The following is an 18,164-nucleotide window of genomic DNA, read 5'->3' on the forward strand; positions in this document are numbered from 1 at the left end:
GTCACCTCAGAGAATATGGCTCAACAAGTCGTTGGGATGGTGGGCGATCGCATCGGCGCCGGCTGCAAGCAGCTCCTCGACCGAAGCGTAACCCCAAGATACGCCGATCGCCGTGGCGCCTGCTGCCTTTGCCATCTGCATGTCATAGACCGCATCGCCGATGACGATGGTATCGTGTGGGTCCATCCCGGTTTCATCGCAGCATTCCGTCACCATCGCCGGATGCGGCTTCGACGGGCAATCGTCGGCGGTGCGTGAAACCACGAAGTAAGGCGTGAAACCATTGACTTCAAGAATATGGGTCAGGCCACGGCGGGACTTGCCTGTCACGGCACCGAGCAGCAACTCGTCGCGAGCCGCGAGGATCTCGATCAACGGCTTGATGCCGTCGAACAGCGGCGTCTGCATGTCAGCCTCATCGCGAACGCCGGGGAAGATCGACTTGTAATGCGCTGTCATGGCGATCGCTTCGTCATCGACATGGGCCTTGCCCTGCATGCGGGCAATGGCGATATCGAGCGTCAGACCGATGATCGATTTGGTAGCGGAGACATCCGGGCGCTTGTAGCCGAAAGCCACAAACGTCCGCGCCATGACCTCATGGATAAGGCGCGCGCTGTCGATCAGCGTGCCATCGCAATCGAAAAGAACCAGTTTCATTCGTCTTCCGGCTCCCCTGCCGATGCCATGTCAAGTCCGAGAAGGTTCCAGGTCTGCACCATGTGCGGCGGCAAAGGTGCCGTAACGCGCAGGCGACCGCCATTCGGATGCGGGATGTCGATGTGTCGGGCATGCAGATGCAATCGCTTCTGAACACCGCCTGGAAAATCCCAGTTCGGATCGTCATCGAAATATTTGGGGTCGCCGATGATCGGGTGGCCTATGTGCAGGGCATGAACGCGCAGCTGGTGCGTGCGGCCGGTATAGGGCTCCATTTCGAGCCAGGCGAGGCTCTGTGCCGCGGTTTCGAGTACACGGTAGTAGGAGATGGCGTGGTCCGCGCCGTCTTCCCCATGCTTGGCGATGCGCATGCGATCACCATCCGGTGTCGCTTCCTTCACCAGCCAGGTGGAAATCTTGTCCTCGTGCTTGCGCGGCACGCCTTTCACCAGCGACCAATAGGTCTTCTTGGTATCGCGCTCGCGAAAGGCCGCCGTCAGCTTCTGCGCCGCGCCGCGGGTGCGGGCTACGACAAGGACGCCGGATGTATCGCGGTCGAGACGGTGCACCAGGCGCGGCTTTTCGCCCTTCTTGCTCGTCCACGCCTCAAGCATCTTATCAAGATGCCGGACAAGGCCGGAACCGCCCTGCACTGCAAGGCCGGCCGGCTTGTTCAATACAAAGACCTTGTCGTCTTCATGCAGCAGCATGCGCGCGAGAAGCTCGCCGTCGCCGGAATGTTTCAAGTCATTGTTGCCGATGGGCCCGCTCTTCAGCGCCTTGGCGTCTACGTCGAGTGGCGGCACGCGCACCACCTGCCCCGGCTGCACGCGCGCATCCGTCTTGACGCGACCGCCATCGACGCGCACCTGACCAGAACGCAGCAGCTTCTGCAGCTGACCAAATCCCAGACCCGGAAAATGGACTTTGAACCAACGATCGAGGCGCATGCCGGCTTCTTCAGGCTCGACCTGTATATGTTCAATCCCGGCCATTGTTCTTCTTTCAAATGCCGCGGCATGCCCCGGAAGTGCCAAACATTCGCTGGACGGGATCATGCCGATTCAAACAACGGGACGAATAGCCCCGCGGCCGGGCATTTCCCGACCTTTTGAGGTGGCTTTAGAGCATTTCGAGCAAAAGTGGAAACTGGAATTATCCGCGCCGGATAATTTTCTGGCTCAGTTTCCCTTGGCCGAGACGACAGGCAGGGTGAGATCGATCATCCCGGCCTTCTCGAACATCAGCATGACAGGCACCGTGCCGCCCTTCTTGAAAGGCGTCTTCACCTGCTTGAACATCATATGCATAGTGTTGGGCGCAAGCGTCACGGTAGCGCCGGCGGGAATGGCGATGCCATCCTTCATCTCGCGCATCTTCATGATCTCGCCGTCCATCTTCATCTCGTGCAGCTCCACCTTGCCCGCCTCCGATGAGGTGACCGAGGTCAGCTTGTCGGCGGTCTTGCCGGTATTGTGGATGGTAATATACCCGCCGCCGACCGGCTGGCCGGGCAGCATGGCACGAACATAACCACCGCTGATATCGAGATCGCCAAGCTTGCCGGTAGCGGAACCGGACGGTGCTGCCTGTGCATCCATATGCATTCCAGCCATGCCCTTCATGTCATTGCTCTGCTGCGCAACCGCGCCAATCGGCGAAAGCGAAAGTACGGCTGCTGAGATCAGCAATGCTGCGACGTGACAACGGTTCATCATTTTCTCCTGCCCGGCTCCTCTGTCGACCCGAAGGGATAGCCTTTCGAGAGGTCATTGCAAAGCCCCGCATCTGCCGCTCGGCACGCCTTCGAACGGCGCGACAAAAATTTGTTCGATGACGACATTTGCCCCTTGCCATCTCTCTCGACTACCAGATAATGACACTCAACCTTGTTGGGAGAATCCGGCGCGAGCCGGTGCCGAAGGAGCAACCGCCCCGGAAACTCTCAGGCCAAAGGACCAGCAAGGGGCAGACGGAACTCTGGAGAGAAGCGCGAAAGCGTTCGCCGAAGGGATAACAATCTCAGGCACACAGACAGAGGGGGCTCATCGTCAGGCGCAACCGCGTCGAAATTGTGAGCTCTGCGCTTCGATATCAGCGCAAAACCCGGAGGCGTCATTTGGACGAGACCGCTGCCCTCAAGAAAACACCGTTTCACGATCTGCATGTATCGCTCGGCGCCCGCATGGTGCCGTTCGCTGGTTACGACATGCCCGTGCAGTATCCTGCAGGCGTCATGAAGGAGCATCTTTGGACCCGCGCTTCAGCCGGTCTGTTCGATGTCTCCCATATGGGCCAGGTGACGATCCGCGCCCGCTCCGGCCAATATGAGGATGCCGCACTTGCGCTGGAATGCCTTGTGCCGGTCGATATCCTCGGGCTCGCCGAGGGACGTCAGCGCTACGGCTTCTTCACCGACGACAATGGTGGCATTCTTGACGATCTGATGATCACCCACCTGGACGATCACCTGTTCGTCGTCGTCAACGCTGCCTGCAAGGAGCAGGATCTCAAGCATCTTCAAGCTCATATCGGCGATCGCTGCGAAATTACTTTACTCGATCGCGCGCTGATCGCCCTTCAGGGGCCGCATGCGGTCGATGTGCTTGCCGAACTCTGGGCCGACATCGCCCACATGAAATTCATGGATGTGCGCCATTGTCGCCTCCATGACGTTTCCTGCCTCGTCTCTCGTTCGGGCTATAGCGGCGAAGACGGTTTCGAGATTTCCGTACCGGCCGACAAGGCCGTGGACATTGCCAATCGGCTGCTCGAGCATCCGGATGTGCAGCCGATCGGCCTTGGTGCCCGCGACTCCCTGCGTCTCGAAGCCGGTCTCTGCCTCTATGGCAATGATATCGACCAGACCACGACGCCGGTGGAAGCCGCGCTCGAATGGGCGATGCAGAAGGCTCGCAAGACCGGTGGCGCCCGTGCCGGCGGCTTTCCCGGTTCATCCCGCATTCTCGCGGAACTCGACAATGGCGCCTCGCGCCGCCGCGTCGGCCTGAAGCCGGAAGGCAAGGCGCCGGTGCGCAATCATGCCAAGCTCTATGCCGACGCCGAAGGCAAGACCGAAATCGGTGAGGTCACCTCGGGCAGCTTCGGTCCGAGCGCCGAGTCGCCCGTCGCCATGGGTTATGTGCCGACCTCGCTCGCCTCGCCCGGCACGACCGTCTATGCCGAGGTACGCGGCAAGTACCTGCCCGTCGCTGTCAGCGCCCTGCCTTTCGTCAAACCTACCTACAAACGCTGAACGTCTTTTCCAGAGAGGATTTATCCATGCTGAAATTCACCGAAGAACATGAATGGCTGAAGGTTGAAGGCGACGTCGCAACGGTCGGCATCACCGCACACGCCGCCGAACAGCTCGGCGATCTCGTGTTCGTGGAACTGCCCGAAGTTGGCGCCAACCTCTCCAAGGGCGCCGACGCGGCAACCGTCGAATCCGTCAAGGCGGCTTCCGAAGTCTATTGTCCGCTTGATGGAGAAATCACCGAAGTCAACGAAGCCATCGCTGCCGATCCTGCACTCGTCAATTCCGACCCGATGGGTGACGGCTGGTTCTTCAAGCTGAAGCTGAAGAATGTCAGTGATCTTGATGGTCTTCTTGATGAATCCGGTTACAAGGAGTTGATCGGGTAATGACGACGCCTACGGAATTCACATTCACCGATTACCAGCCCTACGATTTTGCCAATCGCCGTCATATCGGTCCGTCTCCGTCGGAGATGACCGATATGCTTCGCGTCATCGGCTATAAGAGCCTCGACGGCCTGATTGATGCGACGCTGCCGCCGGCCATCCGCCAGAAGGCGCCGCTCGCATGGGGCGCGCCGATGACGGAGCGCGAGGCGCTCGACAAGCTGCGCGACACCGCCAACAAGAACAAGGTTCTGGTTTCGCTGATTGGCCAAGGCTATTATGGCACGATCACGCCGCCGGTCATCCAGCGCAACATTCTGGAAAACCCCGCCTGGTACACCGCCTATACGCCGTATCAGCCCGAAATCAGCCAGGGTCGTCTCGAAGCCCTTCTGAATTATCAGACGATGATCAGCGACCTCACGGGCCTGGATGTCTCCAACGCCTCGCTCCTCGATGAAGCGACTGCCGCGGCCGAAGGCATGGCAATGGCGGAACGCGTGGCGAAGTCGAAGGCCAAGGCCTTCTTCGTCGATGCCGATTGCCATCCGCAGACCATCGCGCTGATCAAGACGCGCGCCGAGCCGCTCGGCTGGTCCGTCATCGTCGGCAATCCCTTCACTGACCTCGATCCGGTCGATGTCTTCGGCGCGATCTTCCAGTATCCGGGCACCCATGGCCGTATAAGCGATTTCACCGGCCTGATTTCGCGACTGCACCAGACCGGCGCCATCGCCGTCGTCGCTGCCGATCTGCTGGCACTGACGCTCCTGAAGTCTCCCGGTGAAATGGGCGCGGACATCGCCATCGGCTCCTCCCAGCGCTTCGGCGTACCTGTGGGATATGGCGGTCCGCACGCGGCCTATATGGCCGTAAAGGACGACCACAAGCGCTCCATGCCCGGCCGCCTCGTCGGCGTCTCCGTCGACGCGCGCGGCAACCGCGCCTATCGCCTGTCGCTGCAGACCCGCGAACAGCATATCCGCCGCGAAAAGGCGACATCGAACATCTGCACCGCGCAGGTTCTGCTTGCCGTCATGGCCTCGATGTATGCGGTGTTCCACGGTCCGCAGGGGCTGAAGGCCATAGCCCAGCAGGTCCACCAGAAGGCCGTCCTGATGGCCAAGGGGTTGGAAAAGCTCGGCTATACCGTCCAGCCGGAAAGCTTCTTCGACACGATCACCGTTGAAGTCGGCCACATGCAGGGCCTGATCATGCGGGCAGCCGTCGCCGAGGGTGTGAACCTTCGCAAGGTCGGCGAGACGAAGATCGCCATGAGCCTCGACGAGCGCACGCGCCCGGCGACGCTGGAAGCCGTCTGGCGTGCCTTTGGCGGCAATTTCCGCATCGCCGATTTCGAGCCTTCCTATCGTCTGCCGAAGGATCTGCTGCGCACCAGCGAGTATCTGACGCACCCGATCTTCCACATGAACCGCGCGGAAAGCGAGATGACCCGCTACATCCGCCGTCTCTCCGACCGCGACCTGGCGCTCGACCGTTCGATGATCCCGCTCGGCTCCTGCACGATGAAGCTGAATGCGACGGCGGAAATGCTGCCGATCACCTGGCCGGAATTCTCCGACATCCATCCTTTCGTGCCGGCCGATCAGGCGCTCGGCTATCGCGAAATGATCGATGATCTGACTGAGAAGCTGTGCTCCGTGACTGGCTACGACGCCTTCTCCATGCAACCGAACTCCGGTGCACAGGGCGAATATGCCGGCCTCCTGACCATCCGTAACTACCACATTGCCAATGGCCAGGGTCATCGCGACATCTGCCTGATCCCGACTTCGGCGCACGGTACCAACCCGGCCTCCGCGCAGATGGCGGGCATGAAGGTGGTGATCGTCAAGGTCAGCGATGACGGCGATATCGACATGGCCGATTTCCGCGCCAAGACCGAGCAATATGCCGACAACCTCTCCTGCTGCATGATCACCTATCCTTCGACGCACGGCGTTTTCGAGGAGACGGTGAAGGAGATCTGCGATCTCGTGCACAAGCATGGCGGTCAGGTCTATCTCGATGGCGCCAACATGAACGCCATGGTCGGCCTGTCGCGCCCGGGCGACATCGGCTCCGACGTCAGCCATCTCAACCTGCACAAGACCTTCTGCATCCCGCATGGCGGCGGCGGACCCGGCATGGGGCCGATCGGCGTCAAGGCGCATCTGGCGCCTCACCTGCCCGGCCACCCGGAAACGGACGGCCGCAGCGGTGCTGTCTCGGCAGCAGCCTTCGGTTCTGCCTCCATCCTGCCGATCTCCTGGAGCTACTGCCTGATGATGGGCGGCGAAGGCCTGACGCAGGCAACGAAGGTGGCGATCCTCAACGCCAACTACATCGCCGCCCGTCTGAAGGGTGCCTATGACGTCCTCTACAAGTCCAAGGACGGACGCGTCGCGCATGAATGCATCATCGATACGCGCCCGCTGGTCGCAAGCGCCGGCGTGACGGTCGACGATGTTGCCAAGCGCCTCATCGATTGTGGCTTCCATGCACCGACCATGAGTTGGCCGGTTGCCGGAACGCTGATGATCGAGCCGACCGAATCGGAGACGAAGGCCGAACTCGACCGTTTCTGCGCGGCGATGCTGGCAATCCGTGAGGAAGCCCGCGCCATCGAAGAGGGCCGGATGGACAAGACCAACAATCCCCTCAAGAACGCGCCGCACACGGTGGAAGATCTTGTCGGTGAATGGGATCGACCCTATTCGCGCGAACAGGCCTGCTACCCGCCAGGTGCTTTCCGCGTGGACAAGTACTGGTCGCCGGTCAATCGCGTCGACAACGTCTATGGCGACAGGAACCTGATTTGCTCCTGTCCGCCGGTCGAATCCTACGCCGAGGCCGCCGAATAGGATTTTTCGCGAAAAAGCGAAGCGGTTCAGTCGCTTCGCCAAATGCCGACATAAATCTATTGCGAAACTTGTCTATGAAACGCTGCGCGTCCCACCGGATGCGCGGCGTTTTTATTGACGCGGCAATGGGCTTTGGAAGTCAGTTTTATGCCGGAATGGCCGGAATTTCATGTCGTCACCGGGCGAGCGGACCATCCCTCGCCTCCGCTGATTCTGCTGCACGGCAGCAGCGGCGATGAAACGTCTCTCATCCCGCTTGCGGATACGATTGCGCCGCAACGACCGTATATGTCTCTGCGCGGCGCGGTCGAATGGGAGGATGGTTTTGCCTTCTTTCGCCGCACCCCTGACCGTAGCCTGGATTACAACGATCTCGACCGGCAGACGGACAGGCTCTGCCGTTTCATTGCAATGGCGATAGAGATAAAGCAGCTTGCGCAGCCGCCTATTCTGGTCGGTTTCTCCAACGGCGCCATCATGGCTGCATCGGTCCTGCAGCGACAGCCCGGGCTCGCATCATCGGCAGTCCTGATGCGGCCCCTTTCGCCGGCGCCAGAAGCAGAGTTTCCATCCATGTTCGACCTGCCGATCCTGATCACCGCCGGCGAGCAGGATCAACGCCGCACGCCCGGCGACGCGGAACTCGTCAGACAACAATTTGCAAACGCCGGCGCGGATGTCAGCACTCTTGTGCTGCCAACTGGTCATGATCTCCATCAAGACGAGGCCGAGATCATCCGCGACTGGCTCATACGGAAAGGCCTATGACATGAACGAGGAAAATCGCTTCGATACGGATAATCCCGATAGCTATATCGCAGCCGCTTTTGCGACTGATGATCCATCCTCCATTGCCAGGGCATTGGGTGACGTGGCACGCATGCGCAATATGAGCAAGCTCGCCAAGGATGTCGGCATGAACCGCTCGGCGCTTTACCGGGCATTGAGCGGCGAAGGAAATCCGGAATTCGCGACGATCCTCAAGGTCGTCAAGGCGCTCGGCCTCAAGCTGACGCCGGTGCCATCAGCACATTGAGTGCCGGAATCGCTAGCCGATAGACTCTTCAAGCAGGAGAAGCACGAGAAAGCCCGCGAAGAACATCGCCGTCACCCAAGGACGATCAGGTGTTTCGTGGGCTTCGATCAGCAACTCCTCAGTGACGAGATAGAGGAGCGCAATCAGCCCGAACGCGAAGAATCCGGTCAAGATCGGACCGGGCAACAACGCCACCGGCGTCCCGAGCAGTGCGCCGATCGGCAGCAGAAGCGCAAGCGCCGCCGTGATTGCAACGATTTTGGTGCGGGAGCGAACGCTCTCGCCCAGTTCGTTGGCCACGGTCAGCCCAAGGAACAGCACCTCGATCGTCAGCGCGATCGTCAGCAGCAAGCCGACCTTCGGGCCAGCCGCAAACCCGATGCCGAGCACCAGGCCATCGATCAGGATATCGATGCCAATCGCAGCCAGCAGGCCAACTGGTCCCTTGGCCCAATTTTCCAATTGCTTGACCAACAGCATGACGGCGACGCCGATCGCGCCGCCGATAACCGTCGCCAGGGGAGAGCCTCTGTGCATGATATCAGGCAGGATCTCTCCAGCGGCGGCCGCAAACACCACACCGGCGGCAAAATGCTGGATTGCACTGACAAGATTGGGTCCCGGCCGTGTATTCACCGCAACCACGGAGCCGGCGATAGCGGCCGTGGCCGGGATCAGTGTGTAAACCCATGCCGAAGCAGCCATAAAGTCCCCCGCAGCGCCGCTGACTTTATCCGGCTGAACCGGTTAGCCGGGGAGGCGACGGAAAACCCGGGCATACGTCGATCAAAGCACGAAGCGCATGAAGGGGAAATACGGTGGCAATCGCTTTATGCGGGTTGCGCGGCCTGACGTTGAGCTGCCAACGCTGCCAGATCGGCGGGCTTCAGCTCGACGGATTCGCCGCAGCCGCAGGCCGATGTCTGGTTCGGATTGGTGAAGGTAAAGCCTGAGCGCAGGGTCGTGCTTTCGAAGCCCATTTGAGTACCGAGCAGATAAAGCACGGCTGACGGCTCAACCCAGACCCGGGCGCCATCATGTTCGATCAGATCGTCCTTCGCGTTTGGCTCGGTCACTAGGTCGATGGTATATTCCATCCCGGCGCAGCCGCCCTTCTTGATGCCGACGCGAACGCCCTTGGCATCAGGGCCGGAATTCTCCACGATCGCCTTGACGCGGGCAGCTGCCGTATCCGTCATGCTCATGATTGCAAAGCCCATGGGCTCATTCTCCTTCCGCAACCGGGGTCAAGATCCGGCGCTTCGAGTCTTAATGTAAATCCGTCGGCTTAAAGCTTCAATACCAGCCGACAGCAACCTGCGCTTCTTCCGACATGCGATCCGGCGTCCACGGTGGATCGAAGGTCATGCTGACGTCGACGCCGGAAACGCCTTCGATGGCGCCAACGGCATTTTCGACCCAACCCGGCATTTCGCCTGCGACCGGGCAACCCGGAGCTGTCAGCGTCATGACGATCTTCACCATGCGGTCGTCTTCGATGTCGATCTTGTAGATCAGTCCGAGCTCGAAGATATCGGCGGGAATTTCAGGATCATAGACCGTCTTCAGCGCGCCGATGATGTCGTCGCTGAGGCGTGCCAGTTCGTCCTCGGGGATGCTGGAATGCACGATCCCTTCGCGTACGTCGATCTTCTGTTCGCTTTCGTCGAGTGACATCGCTTGCCTCCTTAGGCAAAGAACTTGCGCGCATATTCCAGCGCATCAGCCAAAGCATCCACTTCGGCACGCGTATTGTACAGGCCGAACGATGCACGGCATGTGGAGGTAACGCCGAAGCGTTTCAAGAGCGGCTGGGCGCAATGTGTTCCAGCCCTGACGGCAACACCCTTGCGGTCGATCATCATCGAGACGTCATGCGAATGGATACCGGCGAGCTCGAAGGAGAAGATGCCGCCCTTGCCAGGCGCCGTACCGATGACGCGCAGCGAATTGATATCGCGCAGCCGCTCGGCCGCATAGGCCGCCAGATCGGCCTCGTGGCGAGCAATCGTCGCGCGGCCGATGCTGTCCATGTAGTCGAGCGCGTAACCGAGACCAATCGCCTGCACGATCGGCGGCGTGCCGGCTTCGAAGCGATGCGGCGGGTCGTTGTAGGTGACGTTTTCCTCGGTGACGTCGAAAATCATCTCGCCGCCGCCCTGGAAAGGCCGCATCTCGGCAAGCCTGTCCTTCTTGCCGTAGAGAACGCCGATGCCCGAGGGACCATAGAGCTTGTGGCCGGTCATGACATACCAGTCGCAATCGATATCCTGCACATCGACCGGCATATGCACCGCACCCTGAGAGCCGTCGATCAGCACGGGAATGCCACGCTCATGGGCGATTCGGCACACTTCCTTCACCGGAACGACCGTTCCGAGCGCATTCGACATATGCGTGATGGCAACGAGCTTGGTACGTTCCGTCAGGCTCTTTTCGAAATCCTCGATATGGAACGCACCTTCATCGTCGACCGGCACCCAGACGAGCTTCGCGCCCTGCCGCTCCCGAATGAAATGCCAGGGAACGATATTCGAGTGATGCTCCATGATCGAGACGACGATCTCGTCGCCCTCGCCGATCTTCGGCATGCCCCAGCCGTAGGCGACCGTGTTGATCGCCTCCGTCGAGTTCTTGGTGAAAACGATATCGTCGACGGACGGCGCATTCAGGAAACGGCGCACCTTTTCGCGCGCCGCCTCATAGGCTTCCGTGGCGGCATTCGAGAGGAAATGCAGGCCGCGATGCACATTGGCATATTCGTTCGAATAGGCGTGCGAAATGGCATCGATGACGACCTGCGGCTTCTGCGCCGACGCGCCGTTGTCGAGATAGACAAGCGGATTGCCATGCACCGTCGTCGCCAGGATCGGGAAATCCCGGCGAATGGCTTCGACGTCATAGGCCGTTGCCGGCACGATCTTGTCCACGAGCTTTGCCTCCAATCAGGCGTGCTTTTCCAGCCAACCGGAGATAACGCCTTCCAGCGCCTCGACCAGTGCTTCGTCTTCCAGTTCCTCGACAATCTCGGCCACGAAGGCGTTGACCAGCATGGCCCGCGCCTTGTTCTCGGGAATGCCGCGCGCCATCAGATAGTAGAGATGGTTGCCGTCGATATCGGCGACAGTGGCTCCATGGCCGCACTGCACGTCATCAGCAAAGATTTCAAGCTCGGGCTTGACCGAAAACTCGGCATCGTCGGACATCAGCAGCGTGTTGCAGGCCATCTTGGCATCCGTCTTCTGCGCATCCGGCGCGACCCGGATCATGCCCTGGAAGACACCGCGCGCGCGGTCGAACACGACATTGCGGATAACCTCAGTCGATCCGGTGTTCGGAACGTCATGACCAAGCACCATCGTCACGTCGGTATGCGTGTCACCACCGAGCAGGTTGATGCCGCGCAGCGTCAGATCAGCGCCCTCGCCCGTCACCTTGATGTAAAGCTCCTGACGCACCAGCTTGCCGCCGGCGTTGATGACGAACAGCCTCAACTTGGCATCGGCACCGAGATCGATGCGGAGCTGACCGAGATGCGTATCCTCACTACCCTGCTCCTGCAGGATAATCCAGGTCACTTCGGCCCGCTCGCGGATCTTGACTTCGCTCACCGACGAGACCAGCGCAGCAGCACCCTCGACGGCCTGGTGACGCTCGATGACCGTCGCCTTGACGTCAGCGCCGAAGGTAACCGGAAGACGGCTGTGGATCTGGCCGCCGGCATGAACTAACTGCACCTCCAGAGGCGCATCGAGTTCGGTACCATCCGGGAAATCGATGACATAGCCATCGCGCACGAAGCTGGCATTGATACGCCCGACGGCGTCATCCTTGCCGAGCGCTTCCAGACCCGCAGCGGCAGTGCCGTTGATCAGGCTATCGGCATAACGGCCGATCGTCAGATCCTTGGCGGCAGCCTTCTCGCTCGCCTTGCCCTGAAGAAGCGTAACCACCGAAGATCCCTCGACAATCGGCGGCAAGGCTTCGGCAAGGCCCTTGCCGATGTCGCTTGGCACCAGACGGAGCAGGTTCTTGAAATCGGTGTAGTGCCAGGCCTCGACGCGACGCGTCGGCAGGCCTGCGGTCTTGAGATCATCGAGCAAGCGATCGCGGACGGCAAAAACCTCGCCGTCGCCAGGCAGATCGCCGAGCTGATTGTTGTATGCCTCGATCAACGCCGTTTCGGCAGCGGTGAGGCGGTTCGTCGTCTGAATGTTCATCGACGTATCCTTTCCGCCCCGATCAGGCTGCAGCTCCGATGATGTCGGCATAGCCGTTGGCTTCGAGCTCATGCGCCAGCGTCTTGTCGCCGGACTTGATCACCTGGCCCTTGTAGAGGACGTGAACGGTGTCCGGAACGATGTAGTCCAGCAGGCGCTGATAGTGGGTGATGACGATCACGGCGCGGTCAGGCGAACGCAGCGCATTGACGCCATCGGCGACAATTTTCAGTGCATCGATGTCGAGGCCGGAGTCGGTCTCGTCGAGCACGCAAAGCTGCGGCTCCAGCAGCGCCATCTGCAGGATTTCGGCGCGCTTCTTCTCACCGCCGGAGAAGCCGACGTTGAGCGGGCGCTTCAGCATGTCCATGTTGATCTGCAGCTTGGCGGCTGCTTCCTTGACGCGGCGGATGAAATCCGGCGTCGTCAGTTCGTCTTCGCCGCGTGCCTTGCGCTGCTCGTTCAGAGCGACCTTCAGGAACTGCATGGTGGCCACACCGGGGATTTCCACGGGATACTGGAAGGCCAGGAAGATGCCCTTGGCGGCACGCTCGGCGGCGTCGAGCTCGAGAATGCTCTCGCCATTATAAAGGATCTCGCCTTCGGTGACTTCATAGTCGCTGCGGCCGGCGAGGATATAGGAGAGCGTCGACTTGCCGGAGCCGTTCGGGCCCATGATGGCGGCAACTTCACCCGCCTTCACGGTCAGGTTTAGGCCACGGATGATCTCGGTGCCGTCTTCGGCGATACGGGCATGCAGGTTCTTGATTTCAAGCATTGTAGAATCCTAACGAAGGAATGGACGTACGGCGCGCCAGACGCGCCCAAACTAATTATTTATGGAGCGTCAGCCGACGCTGCCTTCGAGCGAGATGCCGATCAGCTTCTGCGCTTCGACGGCGAATTCCATCGGCAGCTCCTGCAGCACTTCCTTGACGAAGCCGTTGACGATCAGCGCGATCGCCGCTTCGGTCGGGATGCCGCGCTGCAGGCAGTAGAACAGCTGATCCTCGGAAATCTTTGACGTCGTGGCTTCATGCTCGAACTGCGCCGTCGAGTTCTTCGCCTCGATATAGGGCACCGTGTGCGCGCCGCACTTGTCGCCGATCAGCAATGAATCGCACTGCGTGAAGTTACGCGCATTCGATGCCTTGCGGTGAGCCGAGACCTGGCCGCGATAGGTGTTCTGCGACACGCCGGCAGCGATGCCCTTCGAGACGATACGGCTCGAGGTGTTCTTGCCGAGATGGATCATCTTGGTGCCGCTGTCGACCTGCTGATGGCCGTTGGAAACGGCGATCGAGTAGAACTCGCCGCGGCTGTCGTCGCCGCGCAGAATGCAGGACGGATACTTCCAGGTGATGGCGGAGCCGGTCTCGACCTGCGTCCAGGAAATCTTGGAGCGATGGCCGCGGCAATCGCCACGCTTCGTGACGAAGTTGTAGATACCACCCTTGCCGTTCTTGTCGCCCGGATACCAGTTCTGGACGGTCGAATATTTGATCTCGGCATCGTCAAGCGCGACGAGTTCGACAACAGCCGCATGCAGCTGGTTTTCATCGCGCTGCGGCGCCGTGCAGCCTTCGAGATAGGAGACATAGGCTCCCTCTTCGGCGATAATCAGCGTGCGCTCGAACTGGCCGGTGTTCTTCTCGTTGATGCGGAAGTAGGTCGACAGCTCCATCGGGCAACGAACGCCCTTCGGCACGAAGACGAAGGAACCGTCAGTGAAGACGGCCGAATTCAGCGTCGCATAGAAATTGTCCGAGGTTGGCACGACGCTGCCGAGATATTTGCGCACGAGATCCGGATGCTCGCGGACCGCTTCCGAGATCGACATGAAGATCACGCCGGCCTTCTTCAGCTCTTCCTTGAAGGTAGTGACGACCGAAACCGAATCGAACACGGCATCGACGGCGATCTTCGAGGTCTTGACACCGGCAAGGAGCTCCTGCTCGCGCAGGGGAATGCCGAGCTTCTCGTAGACCTTCAAGAGTTCCGGATCGACCTCATCGAGCGAGGTCGGGCCAGACGTGCTCTTCGGCGCGGCATAATAATAGATGTCGTTGAAATCGATCTTCGGATAATCGACGCGAGCCCAGTTCGGCTCTTCCAGCGTCAGCCAACGGCGATAGGCTTCAAGACGCCATTCCAGCATCCATTCCGGCTCTTGCTTCTTGGCGGAAATAAAGCGGACAATATCCTCGGAAAGGCCTTTGGGAGCCTTATCCATTTCGATGATGGTTTCAAAACCATACTTGTACTGGTCCACGTCGATCTGGCGAACCTGATCGACCGTTTCTTGGACTGCAGGCATTTCGTTCTCCAATCTCGCCGGATCCAAGGTCCGGCAGCTTGTCAACGTTGCGGCAGACTTATGTCTGCCCTCTATGTAGTCGGCCAAAAGGGACTTTTCAGCCCGCTTGGCAAGCGGAAATTGTCGTTTCCGCAAATTTGTGGGCCCTAGGCCGCTGCACCCGCCAGTTTGCGGCGGCCTGCGATGCGAACAAACGCAGCTATTGCACGATCTATGTCCACCTCGGTCGTGGTCGGACCGAGCGAAATGCGCAGAGCCCCGAGCTTCGGGTCGCATCCCATGGCAACGAGCACATGGCTCTCGCCGACCTTGCCCGATGAGCAGGCAGAGCCAGCTGAAATGGCGACGCCTTCGAGATCGAAGGCGATCTGCCCGGTCTCGGATTTCAATCCCGGCAGGGTGAAGAAGCTGGTGTTTGGCACCCGCGCTCCATCCTTGCCATGGATGATGACGTCGGGTGCCGCAAGCTGCATACCCTCTTCCAGCCGATCGCGCAGAGTGCCGATTTCAGCATTGCGGCCATCGAACTCCACGAGCGCGGCTTCCGCGGCAGCCCCAAAGCCAATGATAGCCAGGGTATTCTCCGTACCCGATCGATGCCCCTTTTCCTGGCCACCGCCATGGATCAACGGCTTCGGCATCAGCACTTCGCCGCGCGAGATCAGCGCACCAGCACCCTTAGGGCCGCCGATCTTGTGCGACGACACGATCAGAAAATCCGCGCCGATCGCATTGATATCGATCGTCACCCTGCCGAGAGCCTGAACCGCATCGACGACGAAGATGCCTCCTGCCGCCTGAACGATCCTGGCCACCTCGCTGACCGGCTGGACAATTCCTGTCTCGTTGTTGGCGAGCATCACCGCCACCATCGGCAGTCCGCTCGCCTTGTCATGAGCCGATAGCATTGTTTCCAGGATCACAAGGTCGACCGTGCCGGCCGAGGTCACCGGGATCTCGCTGATCTCATCCTTCGAAAACCGGCCGCCCTCGCGCACTGCCGGATGTTCGACAGCGGATATATAGAGATGGCTGACGACAAGCGGCGTGCGCCCCATGCGGAATTCAGGCGTCAGCACCGTATTGGCAGCCTCGGTGGCGCCGCTGGTGAAAACGACATGGGCGGGCGCTGCACCCACAAGGCTCGCAACCTGCCGGCGTGCGGTCTCCACGGCGGCACGCGCCGCCCTGCCTTCGCCATGCACCGAATTTGGGTTGCCCTGAATATCCATTGCACGTAGCATCGCATCGCGCGCTGCCGGATGAAGCGGCGCGGTGGCATTCCAGTCGAGATAAAGGCGCGTTGTCGCCACGATCTTCTTCCTGCCTGACATTGCTTTGCTGCGTTCGGCTCATTTTCCTTGAAATTTCAGCCGGGCATGCCTTATGACACGTTCCATAAATCGTTGAACACACAACGCGCGGAACACCGCATCAAGTTTCGAATTGTTCTAAACTGCGTTCTAGAAAAGATGAGCGCATTCGTCAAGTCAACTTGCTGCGTGCCGTTGGGTTCAAACGCAGAAAAAGAAGAGCCGGAGTATCAATGCCCGAAGTTATTTTCAACGGCCCCGCAGGCCGCCTTGAAGGCCGCTACCAGCCCTCCAAGGAAAAAAGCGCCCCGATTGCCATCATCCTTCATCCGCATCCGCAGTTCGGCGGCACGATGAACAACCAGGTGGTCTACCAGCTCTTCTATATGTTCCAGAAGCGTGGCTTCACCACTCTCCGCTTCAACTTCCGCGGCATCGGCCGCAGCCAGGGCGAATTCGATCATGGCGCCGGCGAACTTTCCGATGCCGCATCGGCACTCGACTGGGTCCAGAGCCTGCATCCCGATTCGAAGAGCTGCTGGGTTGCCGGCTATTCCTTCGGCGCCTGGATCGGCATGCAGCTGCTGATGCGTCGTCCCGAGATCGAAGGCTTCATGTCGCTCGCGCCGCAGCCAAATATCTACGACTTCTCCTTCCTCGCACCCTGCCCCTCGTCCGGCCTGATCATCAATGGTGATGCCGACAAGGTTGCTCCGGAAAAGGACGTCAACGGCCTCGTCGAGAAGCTGAAGACGCAGAAGGGTATCCTGATCACGCACAAGATCGTGCCGGGCGCCAACCACTTCTTCAACGGCCAGGTCGAAACGCTTCTCGGCGAATGCGAGGATTACCTCGACCGCCGCCTGAACGGCGAACTGGTGCCGGAACCGGCCGCAAAGCGTATCCGCTAAGAGGCCTCCCTTTTAGCGCGACATTCTGAAGCAAAGTCCCGGAGCGCCGCCGACTGTGATCGGCGCTTCGTATCGCATGCCGATCTTTTGCAGCACTCGCTGCGAAGCGGCATTTTCCGGATGCGTGAAGGCGATAAATTCCCTGGCAAAGCCACGGCTGAAAAACCATTGCGCAAGCGCGCCGGCGATCTCCGTGGCATAGCCGTTACCCCAGGCATCCTGCCGGATCGAATAGCCGAGCTCGAACTCGCCCCGCCCACTCTCCTGGAAGCGCGAAAATCCGGCACGACCGATAAAGCGGCCATCGTCACGCAGCAACATCTTGTATTTGGTCGTACCGTCGCGGGCCTGTTCATCGAACCAGCTCTTCAAGCGCTCTTCCGCCTTCTCCAAGGTCCATGGCGCCGCTCCCGAAAGATAGCGGGTCGTCTCGATCGTCGAATGAAGCTGCCGAATCATCTCGGCATCGCCCTTGTTCCACATCGTCAGAACAAGGCGGGGAGTCTCGAGTATGATGGCGTCGCTCATCTGTCTGCCTTTTCCCGATCCTGAAACTGCAGTTCATGTTCAACCACGACGGTCATCGACCGGCAAGCCGCTAACAGCAGCGAGGCTTTCTGGTCATCCCGATATATGCTCTCGAAAAGCAAGGGCCGCATACGCGGCCCTTGGATCATCGGCTGAAATCGCCGATCAGTGACATGCAGGAAGCCCGGGGGCTCCGCACTTCTTCTTTTCCGGCGGCTTCTGCGGCGGCGGCGGAGGTCTCCTCACCTGCTGCGCGACCTTTGGCTGCGGCTGCGGTCTCGGCTGAGCCTGAGGCTTCGGCGCAGGCGCCCTCGCCTGTGCGACCGCATGCGGCGCCGGCCGTGGCTGCGCGGCCACGGGGTTTACGTGCCGTGGCGGCGGCGCAGCTGCGATATGCGGCTGGTTGTTGTTGACCGCCCTCGGCTTGGCGGGGGCTCTGGTGGCAACGGCTGGGGCTGCTGACGGCTTTGCCGCCTGGGCATGAGCATTCGGCTTGGGCGCTGCAGCAACCGGGTTCTGCTTGGCGGTCGGAGCGGCTTGCTGTGGCGGCGTCTTTGCCACCTGACCCTGACCCTTCACCGGAGGCGTATTGCCAACGGCAGGCAATGGCTGCCCCTTCGCACCGGGAAGCGCATGCGCATTGTCGTTCGCGCCCGCTGGAGCAGGTTTG

General features: G+C 60.3%; 18 protein-coding genes, 1 pseudogene and 1 riboswitch. Of the genes and pseudogenes, 6 read left to right on the forward strand and 13 right to left on the reverse strand.

Annotated elements, in window-relative coordinates:
• Positions 1-6: 6 nt before the first annotated feature.
• The 3 genes from ACQZ6F_RS18255 to ACQZ6F_RS18265 form a co-directional block, all read right to left on the reverse strand.
• Positions 7-660: an HAD-IA family hydrolase gene (locus tag ACQZ6F_RS18255; protein ID WP_077471038.1), complete on the reverse strand. Its 654-nt coding sequence runs from the start codon at positions 658-660 to the stop codon at positions 7-9.
• Positions 657-1,655 carry an RluA family pseudouridine synthase gene (locus tag ACQZ6F_RS18260; RefSeq protein ID WP_449093150.1) on the reverse strand — a complete coding sequence of 333 codons (999 nt, stop codon included), beginning with the start codon at positions 1,653-1,655 and terminating at the stop codon, positions 657-659. Before ACQZ6F_RS18260 ends, ACQZ6F_RS18255 begins: the two co-directional genes overlap by 4 nt.
• A 186-nt stretch (positions 1,656-1,841) precedes the next feature.
• Positions 1,842-2,375, reverse strand: a complete 534-nt coding sequence (locus ACQZ6F_RS18265; protein WP_449093149.1) for a copper chaperone PCu(A)C — start codon at positions 2,373-2,375, stop codon at positions 1,842-1,844.
• A 168-nt stretch (positions 2,376-2,543) separates the two neighbouring features.
• A riboswitch (glycine riboswitch) is annotated at positions 2,544-2,631 on the forward strand.
• Positions 2,632-2,779: 148 nt separating this feature from the next.
• Between ACQZ6F_RS18265 and gcvT the strand changes: the two genes are divergently transcribed.
• The 5 genes from gcvT (at position 2,780) to ACQZ6F_RS18290 (ending at position 8,205) form a co-directional block, all read left to right on the forward strand.
• Positions 2,780-3,916 (forward strand): glycine cleavage system aminomethyltransferase GcvT, encoded by a 1,137-nt coding sequence (gene gcvT, locus ACQZ6F_RS18270; RefSeq protein ID WP_449093148.1) that lies wholly within the window; start codon positions 2,780-2,782, stop codon positions 3,914-3,916.
• A 26-nt stretch (positions 3,917-3,942) separates the two neighbouring features.
• Positions 3,943-4,305 carry a glycine cleavage system protein GcvH gene (gene gcvH, locus ACQZ6F_RS18275; protein WP_068387158.1) on the forward strand — a complete coding sequence of 121 codons (363 nt, stop codon included), beginning with the start codon at positions 3,943-3,945 and terminating at the stop codon, positions 4,303-4,305.
• Positions 4,305-7,169 carry an aminomethyl-transferring glycine dehydrogenase gene (gene gcvP, locus ACQZ6F_RS18280; protein WP_449093147.1) on the forward strand — a complete coding sequence of 955 codons (2,865 nt, stop codon included), beginning with the start codon at positions 4,305-4,307 and terminating at the stop codon, positions 7,167-7,169. Before gcvH ends, gcvP begins: the two co-directional genes overlap by 1 nt.
• A gap of 147 nt (positions 7,170-7,316) precedes the next feature.
• A complete protein-coding gene (locus ACQZ6F_RS18285; protein WP_449093146.1) occupies positions 7,317-7,937 on the forward strand; it encodes an alpha/beta hydrolase in 621 nt (206 codons plus the stop codon).
• Position 7,938: 1 nt separating this feature from the next.
• Positions 7,939-8,205, forward strand: coding sequence for an addiction module antidote protein (locus tag ACQZ6F_RS18290; RefSeq protein WP_068387167.1), 267 nt, complete (start codon positions 7,939-7,941; stop codon positions 8,203-8,205).
• A gap of 12 nt (positions 8,206-8,217) precedes the next feature.
• On the opposite strand, the gene ACQZ6F_RS18295 is transcribed toward ACQZ6F_RS18290, so the two are convergent.
• The 8 genes from ACQZ6F_RS18295 to ACQZ6F_RS18330 form a co-directional block, all read right to left on the reverse strand.
• The gene (locus tag ACQZ6F_RS18295) at positions 8,218-8,910 is read right to left on the reverse strand and encodes a ZIP family metal transporter (protein WP_449093145.1); all 693 of its coding nucleotides are present in this window, start codon (positions 8,908-8,910) and stop codon (positions 8,218-8,220) included.
• A gap of 125 nt (positions 8,911-9,035) precedes the next feature.
• Positions 9,036-9,425: a Fe-S cluster assembly scaffold SufA gene (sufA, locus tag ACQZ6F_RS18300; RefSeq protein ID WP_068387173.1), complete on the reverse strand. Its 390-nt coding sequence runs from the start codon at positions 9,423-9,425 to the stop codon at positions 9,036-9,038.
• 76 nt (positions 9,426-9,501) lie between these two features.
• Positions 9,502-9,882, reverse strand: coding sequence for an SUF system Fe-S cluster assembly protein (locus ACQZ6F_RS18305; protein WP_068387176.1), 381 nt, complete (start codon positions 9,880-9,882; stop codon positions 9,502-9,504).
• A gap of 11 nt (positions 9,883-9,893) precedes the next feature.
• On the reverse strand, positions 9,894-11,135 hold the full coding sequence (locus ACQZ6F_RS18310) for a cysteine desulfurase (protein WP_449093144.1): 1,242 nt from the start codon (positions 11,133-11,135) through the stop codon (positions 9,894-9,896).
• 15 nt (positions 11,136-11,150) lie between these two features.
• Positions 11,151-12,425: a Fe-S cluster assembly protein SufD gene (sufD, locus tag ACQZ6F_RS18315; protein ID WP_449093143.1), complete on the reverse strand. Its 1,275-nt coding sequence runs from the start codon at positions 12,423-12,425 to the stop codon at positions 11,151-11,153.
• 22 nt (positions 12,426-12,447) lie between these two features.
• Positions 12,448-13,203: a Fe-S cluster assembly ATPase SufC gene (gene sufC / locus ACQZ6F_RS18320; RefSeq protein ID WP_068387179.1), complete on the reverse strand. Its 756-nt coding sequence runs from the start codon at positions 13,201-13,203 to the stop codon at positions 12,448-12,450.
• Positions 13,204-13,272: 69 nt separating this feature from the next.
• Complete coding sequence (gene sufB, locus ACQZ6F_RS18325) at positions 13,273-14,742, reverse strand: Fe-S cluster assembly protein SufB (RefSeq protein ID WP_449093142.1); 1,470 nt, start codon at positions 14,740-14,742, stop codon at positions 13,273-13,275.
• A gap of 146 nt (positions 14,743-14,888) precedes the next feature.
• Positions 14,889-16,055: a cysteine desulfurase family protein gene (locus ACQZ6F_RS18330; protein WP_449093141.1), complete on the reverse strand. Its 1,167-nt coding sequence runs from the start codon at positions 16,053-16,055 to the stop codon at positions 14,889-14,891.
• 233 nt (positions 16,056-16,288) lie between these two features.
• On the opposite strand from ACQZ6F_RS18330, the gene ACQZ6F_RS18335 reads away from it, so the two are divergent.
• Positions 16,289-16,966, forward strand: coding sequence for an alpha/beta hydrolase (locus ACQZ6F_RS18335; RefSeq protein ID WP_077471029.1), 678 nt, complete (start codon positions 16,289-16,291; stop codon positions 16,964-16,966).
• A gap of 12 nt (positions 16,967-16,978) precedes the next feature.
• On the opposite strand, the gene ACQZ6F_RS18340 is transcribed toward ACQZ6F_RS18335, so the two are convergent.
• Both ACQZ6F_RS18340 and ACQZ6F_RS18345 read right to left on the reverse strand, forming a co-directional pair.
• On the reverse strand, positions 16,979-17,494 hold the full coding sequence (locus ACQZ6F_RS18340) for a GNAT family N-acetyltransferase (RefSeq protein ID WP_449093140.1): 516 nt from the start codon (positions 17,492-17,494) through the stop codon (positions 16,979-16,981).
• Between the two features lie 165 nt (positions 17,495-17,659).
• Positions 17,660-18,164, reverse strand: a pseudogene (locus tag ACQZ6F_RS18345) (caspase family protein); the annotation flags it as partial.

The sequence above is a fragment of the Rhizobium sp. A22-96 genome, assembly GCF_053521805.1.

What these genes read in the sequence shown, in the direction of transcription:
- ACQZ6F_RS18255 (WP_077471038.1), bottom strand. Translation starts at nt 660, where the DNA reads ATGAAACTGGTTCTTTTCGATTGCGATGGCACGCTGATCGACAGCGCG.
- ACQZ6F_RS18260 (WP_449093150.1), bottom strand. Translation starts at nt 1,655, where the DNA reads ATGGCCGGGATTGAACATATACAGGTCGAGCCTGAAGAAGCCGGCATG.
- ACQZ6F_RS18265 (WP_449093149.1), bottom strand. Translation starts at nt 2,375, where the DNA reads ATGAACCGTTGTCACGTCGCAGCATTGCTGATCTCAGCAGCCGTACTT.
- gcvH (WP_068387158.1), top strand. Translation starts at nt 3,943, where the DNA reads ATGCTGAAATTCACCGAAGAACATGAATGGCTGAAGGTTGAAGGCGAC.
- gcvP (WP_449093147.1), top strand. Translation starts at nt 4,305, where the DNA reads ATGACGACGCCTACGGAATTCACATTCACCGATTACCAGCCCTACGAT.
- ACQZ6F_RS18285 (WP_449093146.1), top strand. Translation starts at nt 7,317, where the DNA reads ATGCCGGAATGGCCGGAATTTCATGTCGTCACCGGGCGAGCGGACCAT.
- ACQZ6F_RS18290 (WP_068387167.1), top strand. Translation starts at nt 7,939, where the DNA reads ATGAACGAGGAAAATCGCTTCGATACGGATAATCCCGATAGCTATATC.
- ACQZ6F_RS18295 (WP_449093145.1), bottom strand. Translation starts at nt 8,910, where the DNA reads ATGGCTGCTTCGGCATGGGTTTACACACTGATCCCGGCCACGGCCGCT.
- sufA (WP_068387173.1), bottom strand. Translation starts at nt 9,425, where the DNA reads ATGGGCTTTGCAATCATGAGCATGACGGATACGGCAGCTGCCCGCGTC.
- ACQZ6F_RS18305 (WP_068387176.1), bottom strand. Translation starts at nt 9,882, where the DNA reads ATGTCACTCGACGAAAGCGAACAGAAGATCGACGTACGCGAAGGGATC.
- sufD (WP_449093143.1), bottom strand. Translation starts at nt 12,425, where the DNA reads ATGAACATTCAGACGACGAACCGCCTCACCGCTGCCGAAACGGCGTTG.
- sufC (WP_068387179.1), bottom strand. Translation starts at nt 13,203, where the DNA reads ATGCTTGAAATCAAGAACCTGCATGCCCGTATCGCCGAAGACGGCACC.
- sufB (WP_449093142.1), bottom strand. Translation starts at nt 14,742, where the DNA reads ATGCCTGCAGTCCAAGAAACGGTCGATCAGGTTCGCCAGATCGACGTG.
- ACQZ6F_RS18335 (WP_077471029.1), top strand. Translation starts at nt 16,289, where the DNA reads ATGCCCGAAGTTATTTTCAACGGCCCCGCAGGCCGCCTTGAAGGCCGC.
- ACQZ6F_RS18340 (WP_449093140.1), bottom strand. Translation starts at nt 17,494, where the DNA reads ATGAGCGACGCCATCATACTCGAGACTCCCCGCCTTGTTCTGACGATG.